The organism is Paenibacillus sp. FSL H8-0548, assembly GCF_038630985.1.
In the GTDB taxonomy this organism is placed as follows: Bacteria; Bacillota; Bacilli; order Paenibacillales; family Paenibacillaceae; genus Pristimantibacillus.
In genome coordinates this window covers 3,594,310-3,608,616 of sequence record NZ_CP152049.1, presented here as the reverse complement: position 1 = coordinate 3,608,616, position 14,307 = coordinate 3,594,310, and the positions used below count along the sequence as shown (strand labels likewise).

At 42.4% G+C, this 14,307-nt stretch carries 15 protein-coding genes; 3 read left to right on the top strand and 12 right to left on the bottom strand.

The window, feature by feature from the left end; all coding sequences use genetic code 11:
* Positions 1-329: 329 nt before the first annotated feature.
* From MHI37_RS15250 to MHI37_RS15215, 8 genes are all read right to left on the bottom strand, one after another.
* Positions 330-800 carry a hypothetical protein gene (locus MHI37_RS15250; RefSeq protein WP_076335976.1) on the bottom strand — a complete coding sequence of 157 codons (471 nt, stop codon included), beginning with the start codon at positions 798-800 and terminating at the stop codon, positions 330-332.
* A gap of 2 nt (positions 801-802) precedes the next feature.
* The gene (locus tag MHI37_RS15245; RefSeq protein ID WP_076335977.1) at positions 803-997 is read right to left on the bottom strand and encodes a helix-turn-helix transcriptional regulator; all 195 of its coding nucleotides are present in this window, start codon (positions 995-997) and stop codon (positions 803-805) included.
* A 185-nt stretch (positions 998-1,182) separates the two neighbouring features.
* The gene (locus tag MHI37_RS15240; RefSeq protein WP_076335978.1) at positions 1,183-1,752 is read right to left on the bottom strand and encodes a hypothetical protein; all 570 of its coding nucleotides are present in this window, start codon (positions 1,750-1,752) and stop codon (positions 1,183-1,185) included.
* 124 nt (positions 1,753-1,876) lie between these two features.
* Positions 1,877-2,956, bottom strand: coding sequence for a GerAB/ArcD/ProY family transporter (locus MHI37_RS15235; RefSeq protein WP_256710333.1), 1,080 nt, complete (start codon positions 2,954-2,956; stop codon positions 1,877-1,879).
* A gap of 39 nt (positions 2,957-2,995) precedes the next feature.
* A complete protein-coding gene (locus MHI37_RS15230; RefSeq protein ID WP_076335980.1) occupies positions 2,996-3,238 on the bottom strand; it encodes a hypothetical protein in 243 nt (80 codons plus the stop codon).
* A gap of 20 nt (positions 3,239-3,258) precedes the next feature.
* Positions 3,259-4,404 carry a Ger(x)C family spore germination protein gene (locus MHI37_RS15225; RefSeq protein ID WP_076335981.1) on the bottom strand — a complete coding sequence of 382 codons (1,146 nt, stop codon included), beginning with the start codon at positions 4,402-4,404 and terminating at the stop codon, positions 3,259-3,261.
* 6 nt (positions 4,405-4,410) lie between these two features.
* The gene (locus MHI37_RS15220) at positions 4,411-5,997 is read right to left on the bottom strand and encodes a spore germination protein (protein WP_256710267.1); all 1,587 of its coding nucleotides are present in this window, start codon (positions 5,995-5,997) and stop codon (positions 4,411-4,413) included.
* A gap of 174 nt (positions 5,998-6,171) precedes the next feature.
* Complete coding sequence (locus tag MHI37_RS15215) at positions 6,172-6,924, bottom strand: ThuA domain-containing protein (RefSeq protein WP_076335982.1); 753 nt, start codon at positions 6,922-6,924, stop codon at positions 6,172-6,174.
* Between the two features lie 157 nt (positions 6,925-7,081).
* Between MHI37_RS15215 and MHI37_RS15210 the strand changes: the two genes are divergently transcribed.
* Positions 7,082-8,743, top strand: a complete 1,662-nt coding sequence (locus tag MHI37_RS15210) for a GMC oxidoreductase (protein WP_076335983.1) — start codon at positions 7,082-7,084, stop codon at positions 8,741-8,743.
* Positions 8,744-9,040: 297 nt separating this feature from the next.
* Here MHI37_RS15210 and MHI37_RS15205 read toward each other — a convergent pair whose 3' ends face one another.
* From MHI37_RS15205 to MHI37_RS15195, 3 genes are read right to left on the bottom strand one after another with little or no spacing between them, the layout of a single operon-like run.
* The gene (locus tag MHI37_RS15205; protein ID WP_076335984.1) at positions 9,041-9,697 is read right to left on the bottom strand and encodes a response regulator transcription factor; all 657 of its coding nucleotides are present in this window, start codon (positions 9,695-9,697) and stop codon (positions 9,041-9,043) included.
* On the bottom strand, positions 9,694-10,857 hold the full coding sequence (locus MHI37_RS15200) for a sensor histidine kinase (protein WP_076335985.1): 1,164 nt from the start codon (positions 10,855-10,857) through the stop codon (positions 9,694-9,696). The genes MHI37_RS15205 and MHI37_RS15200 overlap by 4 nt, the downstream gene beginning before the upstream one ends.
* A gap of 29 nt (positions 10,858-10,886) precedes the next feature.
* Positions 10,887-11,669: a CPBP family intramembrane glutamic endopeptidase gene (locus MHI37_RS15195; protein WP_342556553.1), complete on the bottom strand. Its 783-nt coding sequence runs from the start codon at positions 11,667-11,669 to the stop codon at positions 10,887-10,889.
* Positions 11,670-11,864: 195 nt separating this feature from the next.
* On the opposite strand from MHI37_RS15195, the gene MHI37_RS15190 reads away from it, so the two are divergent.
* Entirely contained in the window at positions 11,865-12,446 is a 582-nt protein-coding gene (locus MHI37_RS15190) for a TetR/AcrR family transcriptional regulator (RefSeq protein ID WP_076335987.1), read from the top strand.
* A gap of 24 nt (positions 12,447-12,470) precedes the next feature.
* The gene (locus MHI37_RS15185) at positions 12,471-13,667 is read left to right on the top strand and encodes an MFS transporter (RefSeq protein ID WP_076335988.1); all 1,197 of its coding nucleotides are present in this window, start codon (positions 12,471-12,473) and stop codon (positions 13,665-13,667) included.
* Between the two features lie 84 nt (positions 13,668-13,751).
* Here MHI37_RS15185 and MHI37_RS15180 read toward each other — a convergent pair whose 3' ends face one another.
* Positions 13,752-14,183, bottom strand: coding sequence for a VOC family protein (locus tag MHI37_RS15180; protein ID WP_076335989.1), 432 nt, complete (start codon positions 14,181-14,183; stop codon positions 13,752-13,754).
* Positions 14,184-14,307: the final 124 nt, after the last annotated feature.

The following is a 14,307-nucleotide window of genomic DNA, read 5'->3' as shown; positions in this document are numbered from 1 at the left end:
CTCTTATTCGACATTGAGTCCCATCTTTTGACCGACTTCATATATACGTATGGAGAGAAGCCATGTATGCTGCCATGTAGGCGAATGCGGTACTAGTTGGCATGCATCTGCAGGGTGCAGTGGCGATATTCACTGTCAATATGAAGCATAACAAAACAAAGGCTAATTCTCATTCATAATAAATGGAATTAGCCTTTGTTTTACTAAAAGCTGACCTCATCGCTGCCAGCGATGTGCTCTCTCGCCTAAGGGTATTTAATACCCTTAAACATACCTCATATTAATTCCCATCATCTATAGCTGCAAATGAAGTTATCCTTTCCTGCACCCTAATTCATACCATGCTTAGAATTGTTTTCACATAACAAATGCCGATATATTCCTTGTAGAATCATAGATCCTAATAAGAGTATTAATAATATCCACCATCCGGCCGACTCGAAAATTTCATGTGGAAAAATAAATGTGTAACCAAAATAAGTTAAAAACAATACTCCTTGGAGTAATTTAAACGTTTTCGCATCGGCTTCATTATTTAATGTCACAAGCCTTTCATCACTCTCTTTAATAATAATGCTTCGCATCTTCTGGGGGGATTTCTTTATTCTTAATAATTTCAGGAAAGAAACGAATGCTAAGCTTAACGGTAAAAGTGACAATGCTATCAATGCCTTATTGTTTGAAATTAAAGTAATATCCAATTGTCTAAATACAAGACCGACTAACAAAAGAACGAGACCTACGATCAACGATACAGACATAGTCACTTTTGCTTCTTTAACTATTTTCTCACCACTCATACTCATTCCTCCCAAAATAGATCATTCAAAGTTTTGCCCAGTGCCTTGCATATTTCAATACATAACTTAAGGCTCGGATTATAGCTGCCGGACTCGATTAAATTTATTGTTTGCCTTGTGACACCAACGATCTCAGCTAAACGCTCCTGCGATACTTCGGCTTCTATTCTGGCAATCTTCATTTTTTTATTTTTCAAGATGCCTCATCTCCTTTCACTTATATAATACCAAGTCACATTACATAATGTCAATTATATATTACATTATGTAATGTTTATAATTCAAACAGACTGCAAAACATGTAATCAAAGTAAAAAAGCAGCCGCATTGGGCTGCACAATTCGTATGACTTATGGATCCTGATGGGAATGAGTAATTTTTTTCATAACGTGCTAAGCCGAAGTTCATAAAAATACTGCACAATTGGATGCTTCAACTTCATCTTTTCGGTCATGTTTAAAATCCGTTTTTTCCCAACGCGTCTGTCCACCAAAGCTAGAATATTTAATAAGATATCATTGCTCTCTATGCTTTCTTCTATAGATATGGATAAAAACTTAGTAGCTACAACGATAAAATTCGATTTACTTAATGAAGACTGTGCTAACAAAAGCTCTTTTGCATATTCTGATATTTTTCTACTTCTTGCAATTACTTTCAGACGATCCTCCGGAACGATCCCCTTGGTATCTCTTCTGACCGCTTCAATTTCTTCATTGTTGATTGGAATTTGGATATCTGAATCATTTTTAATTTCCAGATCCGTCTGATACCATCTGATTAAGGTAGTTGTATCACTCATATTGAGTATGTTCTTTTTATCTACCGCGATATAACAAATTCCCGCTTTATCAGGTAAATAACGATAGCCGGTTGCTCGGTATTCGACCCTTCCATTTAACGCAGGACTGAGAAAGCTCTCCAGATGTTGCTTTAATTTGCTCCAGGACATGTAATCCTCCTAAGTTCTATATTATAAATAACTATTAAGGCAGTCATTCTATTAACCATAATACAATAACAAGCAGATCGATAGTTGTACAGTTCGGATAATTACCAGCAGCCTCAAAACGTTTTCAGTTAGCTGTCTTTTTTTTGAATAAGGCGATAACCGTGAGCAGCAGCAATGGAATTATAAATGCCGCAAACGTCCATACGGGATGAATCGTAGTCACGATGTATCCCCACTCCGTCGCCCCATCGACGGTTACCAGTCCCATAAAGAAACCGATTAAGGCTAATGGCATAACTAAGGTCTGAGTATTTTCAAAACGAAACAACTGACTTAAATACAAGTTAAGCACATACAGCGTTATGGTTGTTTTCATGAATGAACCCAAAATCAAGGACATCCCTATAATCGACTCTATTCGTTGTATGATCTCCTGGAATTCGACGACCCGAGCCAGTGAAAAAAACACATAAGGTTTCTCGCCAGCGAAACTGCCAAAAATCATAATTGCGCATATGACAGATAAACAAAGCACCAAAATATTAATACCCAGCGCAAACAGCATCGTCTTAGATAGCTTGCGGGTCGGGCCATCATTGACAAACGGCAGCAGCATGGAGAACAAGAATACCTCCACATAAGGGAAACCAAAGGTAAAATATGCCCCATGCAGAACGGGCTTGATCCCTTTTGGCAATATCGGGAGCAATAGAGCAGGATTATAGTCTGGGATAGCGATTATTAGTACAAAAAAGATACTTATCGATGTCAAAATCATCGTCAATGTAAACATTCTCGCCATGACCTCAATTCCCGCACGTACCACTACAGACGATATGGCAAATATGAGGAAAGTAAAAGCATACATTGGCGTTTCTCTTAACATTGAGCTGACCATAAACAGCCCAACGTCATTTACAATGGCCGATTGCATTTGAAGGAGAAAGGATATCGTAAACAGAGAGAAGAGGATTGTAAGCGGTGTCCCCATTAAATGGCGGCTATATTGCACAAAGGTCATGGTTGGAAATCGCCGATGCAAGAATAAGATACAGATTAGAATGAGAAAGCCTATACCTCCGGATAGGAGCAGAGAGAGCCAAGATCCATTATCTGCCTTACCAATGAGTGTACCTGGAATATTGATGATGGAAGAACCAGTCATAAATACAAAAAACAGTACGCCCATCTGGTATGCACTTATCGTTTGCTTATCGATGCTTTTCTCCTCCCTTATCCACTGTCATGCATTCACATTTAAGAAGCCATCTATCGCTTTAGATATATCTTCAAAAACAGGAATCATCAAATCAAAAAAATCAAACCAATCCTTATTTACAACGAAGTCCATGCCCATGTATAAGCAAATGAGGCAGGCAATGGTGTATATTCCTTTCTCACGCTTGCTGACTTTTTTCAAAGTCAACAAATCGTACAGCAACATACTGCCAAAGCCCACGACTATGACTAGAATTCGCTCCACCATGCCAACTCACCTTTCCCTGCCTAACCGGCAGGCTTACCGGATATCGTTCCGGTTGTGATTAATCTTAGTTTTATTTGAATAGTAAACGGGAGTTCAGAGAATTGCGTATCCCAATTCTCTTTTAACCGCTCCCATTTCCGAGGATCTGAACGATAGATCGTATCCGCGATTCCAATCACATCCAGCTTGTTCGACTGAAGAAATTGAAACGTGCTTTTAATCTGCTCCGACAGTTTAACTTCTATTTTCTTAATGAATTCCTCTTCATCTTCGGTACTTTTTATATTGCTGCATTTAAGCTCTCCAATCGCGATATCGCTAACAATCGTGCTGTTGACTGAAATTTGATCTCCTTTTATCTGAGGCTTCGTTTTTGCGTTAAGCGAGAGAACCTCCGCCGTTTCATAATCTCCATTTTTTCCGGGACATTTGATCTCAATGACACCGGATTGATAAGAATTGCGAAGCATAAGCAGCCCTTCTACTTCGGAAGAAGGCAGAACGGCTTTCATTTTCCCATCTTTTAAGAGGGCTAGTCCTGCCGCTGAAAATATATCCTTTGATTTTTTGTCCTCATACACAAAAGGAACAATCGCATCGCCGTTGGCGCTTCGCAGCTGGAGCATCAAATCCAGCAAATTATAATCTACCGTTTTGGCCGAGGTGATGTATGAGGATTCTTTCGCTCTTAAGAACTGCTGCGCAGTAGTCTGCTCGATTAACGGTTTCTTCTCAAATAGCTTGCCCGCAGTTCCCTTTGAGATCATGATGGTTACACTGCCTCTTGGCTCATGAGCCCGATAGAATAGATCCAGAAGATGACCGATATTGCTCGATCTAGCTAGCTTCTCACCTACAATAATGACGCGAAGATGGCTCCATTGCGCTTTCCTTCCCAAGTGTATTGGAATATCGCGAATCGCTTCCATCACCGAATCATCTTTGGTCTTAATGTTAATACTGGAGGCGCTGCTTGAGACGGAAGATAGTGTCTGTGTAGAGGTTGGACGGTAAATTTGTGTAAGTAATTCAATCTCCCCATTCTCTCCTTGATCGAGAGCGACACCCATTACGAATGCCCGTTCAGTCAACTCAAATTTACTCCAACAACCGGAGACTATAAATATGCTAAGCAGCAGAGCAAGACATAAAGTTCCTTTTTTCATGATTCCTCAATCCTCATTCTTTCCGTTATGAAGCGGTTTGTGCTTATGATGATTTCGAGGAGAACGAAGCAGTGTCTTGAGCGGCGCTCTTATGACGACATCCCTTAGCTCCTTTAATCGAAACGGTGCCAACGGAGCCAAGTAAGGCTGCCCAAGCGAGCGCAGCTTGCAAACATGGAGCAAAAGGAATAATAAACAAATCATCATCCCAAATCCACCTAATACTGCTGCGCTAATCATAAGCGGAAACCTTAGAATTCGCATTGCGATCGCAATGTTATATTGTGGAATCGCAAAGGAAGCAATGCCCGTTAAGGCCACAACGATAACCATAATCGGAGAAGCGATCCCAGCGCTTATCGCCGCATCTCCAATAACAAGAGCTCCCACAATACTGACAGCGGAGCCTACCGGCCGAGGCAGCCTCACGCCCGCCTCACGCATCAGTTCGAAGAAAAACTCCATGAGCAGCGCTTCAAATACCGCAGGCAGAGGCAAGCCCTCGCGAGCATCAAGGATAGCCAGAAGCAGAACTGTAGGAATTAGCTCTGGATGGAAGGTCGAAAGCGCAATGTAGATGCTCGGCAAGGTTAAGGCAATAAGGAAGGCAACGATCCGAAGCCAACGGACCAAAGAAGCGATGAGCGTGCGCTGGTAATAATCCTCGCTGGATTGAAAAAATTCGGTAAATAGCCCCGGACATAACAAAATGCCGCCCGTGCCTTGGCTGAGTACTGCAATTTTCCCAGCGAGCAGTCCTGCTACCGCCATATCGGTCCTCTCCGTGTAGCGATGCTGCGGAAATGGTGAATAAGTAGAGTCTTCAATCAACTGCTCGATATAGGAGGTTTCCAAAATTTCAAGCTCTTTGATTTGCACTATCCTTTTTTTGAACTCCGCCAGCACTTCTGCATCGACGGCATCATCAATATAACCGTAAACAACAATCGTTTTGGTTTCTCCACCCGAAATAATTCTTTCCAATTTAAATTTTGGTGTTTTTAGACGTAGACGAAGCAAGCCTAGATTTTTCTGTAAATTTTCTACGGTACTTTCCCTTGGACCCTGTACAACGGATTCATTTACAGACTCATTGACTTGTCTCGTCTCGACGGATTCCGCTTTAAAGCTTAACGCTTTATCCCATTGATCAAACAAAATGAGGAGACGGCCATTCGATATCTCATCAATGACCAGCTCCAAATCATTAAGAACGGCTGCTTTTTTCGCCGATACGCCATCATGCTCAAAAAATGAACGAATATCCTGAGGTGTAACATCCATGCCTGGACCAATCTCATGTGTGGCTAGGTCTTGCAGCGAAATTTTCATGTAATTAACGGTATCTTCCTGAACGAGCGATTCATAATATACCGAACATGCGGCAAATTTCAGCTCAGGACCGTAGTTCCAATGCCTGAAAACAATATCTGTGCTTTTCGAAAAAATCGTTTCTAAATAACCAAAATTATCCTGCAGCTGTTCGGAAATGTTTTTTTTCGGTGTGTTAGTCGGTTTATCGCCGTTTGCTCCCATTGTTCCGCTTGAACCTGATGTTCCGGATTGTGTTACTCCTGAAGTACTGTTCGCCATGAAGAAACCACCTTATTTCACTTAGTCCCATTATTCCCTTCCAGTGTGGCTATATACAGAATAGCCCATTTTCATTTCTATTCTTCTCTTCATAAGCCAGCATCAGGTTAAGATTCCTGTAGCGCTCGGCCCTCATCATGCTTGTGCTGAGCGGTAATCTCTTGTATGTTATTCTCATTCCAGAGGCTTCGCATTTCCGAACACAGGCTCTGCTCCATGAGGAGATGCCGCCCATCTAACTGCATTCGCGATTACTAGTAAAATCTCTTTATTATAATAAGTCGGATGCGTTTCATGTCCTGGTTGAAAATAAAATATTTTCCCCCTTCTACGATAAAACGTACAGCCGCTTCGAAAAACTTCTCCTCCCTGAAACCAACCTACGAAGATGAGCTCATCCGGCGCAGGAATATCAAAAAATTCCCCATAAGTCTCTTCCTGCTGCAGTTCGATATAATGTCCAAGCCCTTCCGTAATGGAATGCGACGGATCTACGACCCATAAAATTTCACGTTCATTCGCTTCCCGCCATCTCAGTTGACAGGTCGTTCCCATCAGCCTCTGAAACAGCTTAGAAAAATGTCCGGAATGTAGTACGATTAGCCCCATGCCCTGCAATACCTTTTGATAAACGCATTCGACTACAAGGTCATCCACCTCTTCGTGCGCCAAATGCCCCCACCAGATTAACACATCAGTATCGTTAATGACCTGCTCTGTCAATCCGTGCTCGGGCATATCTAAAGTTGCCGTTCGAATCCGCAAGCCATAAGGAGCCAGTCCCTCTGCTAAGGCATAATGAATCCCTTTCGGATATATGTTAGCTACCTCAGGATCCGTTCTTTCAGCTACAAATTCATTCCAAATCGTTACTCGAATTATTCTTGCTTCTATGAATGCCTTACTGCCTATCACCGCTTTAATCATTTGCATTAGCACCTCAGATACAATCAATGTTGTTTATTTTATGCGCCTATGCCAAAACGGTGAACGTTGAGAACCTATTCAGCACGACCCGAAGTTTATCATTAAACGGATTCAAATACATAAATATAAGGAAACCTTGACAAAGGAAGTGTGCGCAATGAGGCTGTACATTGCTGGCAAGAATGATACATTCGAAACCATCGCCAAACAATATCAAATAGACGTGGAGCTGCTTCGCATGGTCAATACACATATCCTACACCACCATACAAGCATTGCCGGGGCAACTATACGAATTCCTGACGGGTCTGAGGGCGTTACGTCTGGCACCACCTTCTCCTGTCCACCTGTAGATCCTACGCCTTATTTGAATAACTGGATTCCACTAGCCTCTCTGCAGCAAATGGCGGAAACGGAATATGACGTTCTCATTATCGGTTCTGGAATAGGCGGAGGCGCAGCCTTATGGCGCTTATGTGAGCATTGGTCGTCTACCGGCATGAAGATCGGGGTAATTGAGAAAGGCGGCCTCCTGCTGCAAACACATTCTTGGAATGTTCCAACCTTAAATAGCAGCAGGGCAGCCCGGCTCTTTGCCAATCCTGCCGTCTCCACTCCTATAGGCTTGACTCTTCCCCAGTTTTCAGGAGCGAGAGAAGTATACTCGCTCGGAGGGCGCACACAGTTTTGGGGCGCGGTTACACCTCGCCTCCAGCGTCATGAGATCGCCAATTGGCCGATATCGCCAGAGGAATTAACGGCTTATTACAACATCGCGGAAAGCGTCATGACCGTCTCGAACGGATACAGCAAGGATTCTTCGATGACCGAATCGGTGCTGAATAGGCTATGGGCGAACGGCTTCACGGAAGCAGTAAACAGTCCGCTTGCGGTAAATATGAACCCGACCAAATACGGAAAGATTCTTTCGTCGGCCGTGTTCAGCTCTATCGATTTTTTCGCAAAAGCGCTTAATACAGCTCCTTTTGATTTAGCGGTAAATACGTATGCCACGCGAATCGTAACGGAGGGTAACAGGGTTATCGGCGTTCAGGCGGCCAATCCCGACAAAAAAAACTTCTTCCTGAGAGCAAGATCCGTCATTCTAGCTGCCAGCGCCCTGCAAACGCCTCGTTTACTTCTGCATTCGGGAATTCCCGGCAGAGCCATCGGGCACTATCTGACCAATCACTCCATGGTCGTTACGAACGGATCGATACCTACAGCTTCATTTCCTGAAGTACAAGGGACGTTAGCCATTCTGCTGCCATCAACGTCTAAGAACCATTATCAGGTTCAAATCCAAGGTCCGGAGCCTTACTATTGGTATCATGACATGACTAAGGAACTGCAAAACGATGGGATGCTTAATTTCTTTGGAGGGTTCGGTACCGTTGAATCGAGGTTTGAAAACGAAGTCTATCTGGATTACTCCTGCAAAGACGAACACGGTGTTCCTGGCATTGCGGTCAACTTCTCCTACAGCGCCAAAGACCAAGCTATTATTGAACAAATAAAGTCCAATATTCCAATCATCGCACTGGCAGCCGGCATTCAATTGACGGGCTCCATGGGGAAGCCCGATCTTTGCCTGCTAGCGCCCGGCTATGACTTTCATGAATCCGGCACATGTCGAATGGGTGATGACCCTAACACATCGGCTGCGAATCGTTATGGCCAGATTCATGGCATATCCGGTCTTTACGTCGCGGGAAACAGCGTATTGCCCTCCATTGGAGCTGCAAATCCAACGCTCACCGCTGCCGCTATGGCCATAAGAACAGCAGACTATTTGTCAGAGAATATGTCTCGAATATAAGTGCTTTTAAATAAGATAAACTTAACATTTATGGTTTAGGCGCTGCACGAGTAGATCATTCTGGATGGTCGCGGTTGCAGCCAGATTCTTTGATTTCCTAAAGTCACCGCTAGATGAAGGAGAAGCGCCTACACTGCACTATGTACAATGAAAACCTCACATGAGAGCTGTTTCGTAAGGCTACGTTGTACAAACTGCAACGTAGCCTCTTCCTATAGCGCTGAGCCCATCGAGCTAGTACGATCACCAACTCGCCAGTTCCCTTTTTGTGTTCATATCTTCATAGCCATTCTGTTCTCAAGATGATAAATACCTGCTTAATAACAAGACCGCTTTAGCCCGGTCATTAGTGCCGATCTTGCTGTATATGTCACTCAAATAGTTTTTAACCGTACCTTGAGTCAAAAATAATTTTTCGGCTATTTCCTTTGAATTGTAGCCCTCTACAAGCAGTCTTGCGAGGTCAAGCTCTCTTTGCGTCAAGTCAAGCTCTTCGCCAGCTCTTTCAAACCGGCTTTTCTTGTTGCGAATATTACGGGCAAGCTTGTGAGCCACTTTGCCAGTCAGAAGCAAATTTCCGGAAAGCGCTTCATAGATGGATTGAACAAGCTTGTCTCCATCGATGTCTTTAAGCAAATAACCTGCAGCCCCATTGCTTAAAGCTTCTATGATATACTCATCATCGTCGAAAGTCGTTAAGATGAGAATAACCACATGCGGATGTAGCTCCTTAATCACTTCGGTTGCCTTCACCCCTCCCATACCTGGCATGCGGATGTCCATCAAAATGACATCCGGAACGACCGAACGAAGTCGTTCAAGCGCTTCTTCTCCGCTTTGAGCCGTCGCGACGATCTCCATGTGCGATCGTATCGAAAGCAACGTTTCCAATCCTTCCAGCATAATTTTCTGATCATCCACAAGTATAACGCTGATCTTGCTATCGACATTCACTGCTCATCCCCCCTTGCAATAGGTATTCGGACTTGAAGAACGAATCCATTGATAGGTTCACTTAGCACGCTCAATTGGCCTCCGATGGCCTCAATCCGTTCCTCCATCGATTTAAGACCAAAGCCATAGATGACCGAATCGCTGCCTGTTCCATTGTCCCTCACCGTAATATGAATCATATCTTGTTGCTCTATGATACTGATTTCAATCCTGCTCGCGTTTCCGTGTTTTAGCGCATTAGTGATCGATTCCTTGATGGAGTTGATCATGACATACTCCTGAAGGGATATAAGGGAAGTAGTCATCTCATAATGAAAAACAAATTGAACCCCCGTCTGCTTCGACGTATCATTCATGATCTTTTGTATCCCTTCCTTACCTCCCATAACATCCAAACTCCCGTCTTTTGCTTTCAATGTTCGGACGACTTGACGGATGTTGCCAAGTCCCTGCTTTAGTTGTTCACGCGCGACGAGAATCTTCCGTTTAGATTCCTCTGGTTTTATATGGAAGAGCAGCCCAGCCCCCTCAAGGGCAACAATCGCTGTCGTTAACGAATGTCCCACCGTATCATGAACTTCTTCCGCTATACGAATTCTCTCCTTATATATTGCCAGCTCTTCCCTCGTTCTAGCTTCCTGAATCAAAGCTTCGTTTAATCGAAGGTTCATATCCCTTTGATTGAGCAGCAGCTTAGTGCTCCAAATCGGAATAACGAGACATGTATAGCTTAAAATATAGAAAACATTCCGCCACAAATCTTTTCCATCTGCTGGCCACAAAAAAAGGTAGGCTACAAAACCGTCGTAAGCAAAAGGTAAAGCGTACCACGACTTGTAGTGAAGGAGAAGATCCGCAACAAAGAGGACAAATACGATACTCTCAATTTCCGTACCGCTCTGCAGAAATAATAGAAATAGAAGCACGATTTCGACGACCGGGGATACGGCTGCAATGAGATGAAACCTCGGATGGTTTAACACATATTTTGAGTGCCTTATGAAATAGAGTCCAATCAGGATCGCAACTACTACCAAACCTTTATATTGAAAAAGTACAACATAAAGCAATAATAGGATCACGTAAGCGCAAGCCAACCCATAAAAAAATATTCTTGATACTTTCGTATTGCTTAGTGTATAAACAGCTGAAATATTCATTTGACCACTCATCTCTTAGAAATGGATCGTTATAGAAAACCTAAAATGACGGCGGTAACGCCTAATAGCAATGGAATAGCTTCCACTCCATGAATAAGGATAGCCGGCCAAAAGCTGCGGTATTTGGCGTTTAAAAAACCATAAAAAAGCGAACCAACGATAAACAAAGGAATTTCCGATACTTTATGAAGGTGGTACGTTGCGAACAAAACACCGTTCATGACCCAATCCCATCTTCCAAAGGCTCCCTTCATCTTCGGCAAAAGAACGCCTCGGAAGAATAACTCTTCCCCTAGTAAATAATTAAAGAGACAACTGATCAGAGCAATACCGAGCAAATACCAGGCCCCTACAAATTCAGGGATAGCCAGATTTTCTATCCTAGTATAATCCTCGGGGGCCAACAATGGAAAAATAAGGTTGATCGTTTCTTCAATAAAACCAAACAAGCCAGTGCTTTCAAAGAAAAAAGCGTACATAATGATTGGAATTGTGAATGCATATGCGATTTTATAAACCTTGAACGTTTTCGGATGTACTGGATGATTTAACCACAGTCTTTTTTTTAGCTTCTCCCAGCTCAAATTGCCCAATTCTCTTTTTAAGAGGAAAACAGATAGTACAAACTGCCAGATCATGCCGACAATCATAAGAATCCAATAGAGAATACCCGGATGAAAACTGACGATGGGTGCAAGAACCGGCAGCAACATGAATCGAAAGAAGACCATCGGCAACGCGACCAAAGCCCATAAACTAAAAACCTTTCTAATACTGTATTGTTTTATTTCCAATTCCATTTCTCTATGCAACCTTCCCACTCCTTCTAAGACAAAGTCAATTCTGAAAATAAATATATATAAAAAGACCATCATATGATAAGTGACGATCGTCATAAATGCAGTACACCAATCTCTCTAAACATTGAGAGCAATTTACATTTGTAAAAAGAAATTAAATTTGATAAAATAACTGACGAACGTTCGTTAATATTCGAGGTGATAATATTGAAAAGTAATGAGATTAAAGACGTAGCTTTAAAATTTTTCACCATTCATGGGTATGAGGGAGCTTCTCTGTCTCAAATTGCCGAGGATGTTGGTATGAGAAAACAGTCTCTTTATGCTCATTTCAAAGGGAAAGATGATCTATTTCTACAGGTATTGCAAGATGCCAAAGAGGCAGAAACCTCATCGAAACTAAAATATTTGAGTAAAGTGGACAAGCACAATCCCAAAGCAGATTTATTTGGCTATCTGCAATTGGTTATTGAATTGTTTCAAAAGAGTGAGCAGTTAAAGTTTTGGCTCCGTATGTCTTTTTTTCCCCCTCTCCATCTGGCAGCAGCGATCAATGAGGAAGTAATGGATACGGAAGAAAAAATTCAAACCGTACTTGAAAGCAAGTTTCAAGATTGGATCGATGCCAAAGCCATCATGGAAGATGTCGCCTCCATCCCTACTCTTGCTTTCTTAGGTGTCGTTGATTCGATCATGTTAGAGCTTGCATATGGGAATAATGAAAAACGTTTGGATGATAAATTACATGCCTCATGGACCATATTTTGGAGAGGTATTTCACAGCTATGATTTTACAGAGAGAGGTATTTCTTCATGACGAAACCATTGAAAGAACAAAAAACAGTCTTACTCATTCTATTAAGTAATATATTCATTGTTTTTCTAGGAGTTGGACTTATCGTCCCTGTTATACCATCGTTTATGAATATTATGCATTTATCAGGACAAACGATGGGCTATCTTATGGCGGCCTTTGCGTTCGCACAATTTCTTATGTCTCCCCTGGCAGGAAGATGGATTGATACTTATGGCAGAAAGAAAATGATCATCATAGGCTTACTCCTCTTCAGTATATCTGAGGTAATCTTTGGTTTAGGTACACATGTATCCGTGCTTTATTTATCCAGAATTCTAGGAGGCATTAGCGGTGCATTTATTATGCCAGCCGTAACTGCCTTTATTGCAGATATTACCTCAGTAGAGGAAAGGCCAAAAGCGATGGGCTATATTTCTGCCGCCATTAGCATCGGTTTTATTATTGGTCCAGGTATCGGAGGTTTTATTGCTGAGCTCGGTGTGCGTGCCCCCTTCTATTTTGCTGCTGGCTTCGCATTGATAACATGTATTTCATCCCTGTTTATTTTAAAAGAGCCGTTAACGAAACAGCAACTTCTGGAAATTTCTCATCTCAAAAAAGGGACCAGCTTTGTATCTGATCTTAAACGTTCGCTTCATCCGCAATACATTATTGCCTTTATTATTGTATTTGTACTGGCCTTTGGTTTATCCGCATATGAAACCATATTCAGTCTGTTTTCAGATCATAAATTTGGTTTCACTCCAAAAGATATTGCAACCATTATTACAATAAGTGCAATCTTCGGGGTTGTAGTTCAGGTCTTTATGTTTGGTAAAATGGTAGATAAACTCGGTGAAAAAAAACTCATCCAGATCTGCTTAATTGCTGGCGTAGCATTAGCGGTAGCATCCACTATGATCTCCAGCTATTTAGCCATTTTGCTAGTCACTTGCTTCATCTTTCTCGCATTTGACTTGCTGCGGCCAGCATTAACGACCTATTTATCAAAAACGGCTGGGAAAGAACAAGGATTTGTTGCTGGAATGAACTCAACCTATACTAGCCTCGGCACTATTGCCGGACCTGCGTTAGCCGGTATATTATTTGATGTAAACATCAACTATCCGTATCTCTTTGCGGCAGTCATTATGTTTATTGGTCTTGTCATTACAATGATGTGGAAAGAAAAACAATCAGCTAGCGCTTGGTAAAATAAAAACAACCACGTCTATGGACGTGGTTGTTTTTATTTGTGGAACCTAGGGGATACATCTGGCCTAACTCGAGCGGTAGATTCAGACGACGTGCTCCTCAATATCCCATGCGGGATTCCAAACTATTTCCCACAAATGGCCGTCAGGGTCGAGGAAATGTCCGGAGTATCCTCCCCAGAAGGCGTCGTGCGCAGGATCCGTGATGCTGGCTCCAGCCCGCTCAGCCTGCAACATAATCCTATCCACTTCTTTTTTGCTGCCGACATTATGACCGATTGTCATTTCAGTTGAGCTTGGCGGCAATAGAGGAACTTTCGTTTCATGAGAGAGATCCTTACGGTTCCAAATGGCAAGCTTCAATCCCGCCTGCAAGTCAAAAAAAGCAACCGCACCATGCTCGAATTCTCTGCCCACGATCCCCTCCGTCGGAAAACCTAATCCGTCCCTGTAGAACGTTAACGATCTTTCCAGATCATCTACTCCCAATGTGAGTACGGTAATGTGTGGTTTCATCATGTTAACCTCCATTCAAAAAATGATTTCGTGCGCCCTACCTTTCTCCTTATGATTTTTCACTTTCATTTAAAGAAAACACGATTGAATCTGAGTTTGCTTAGATTAATAAGCGCTACGCATT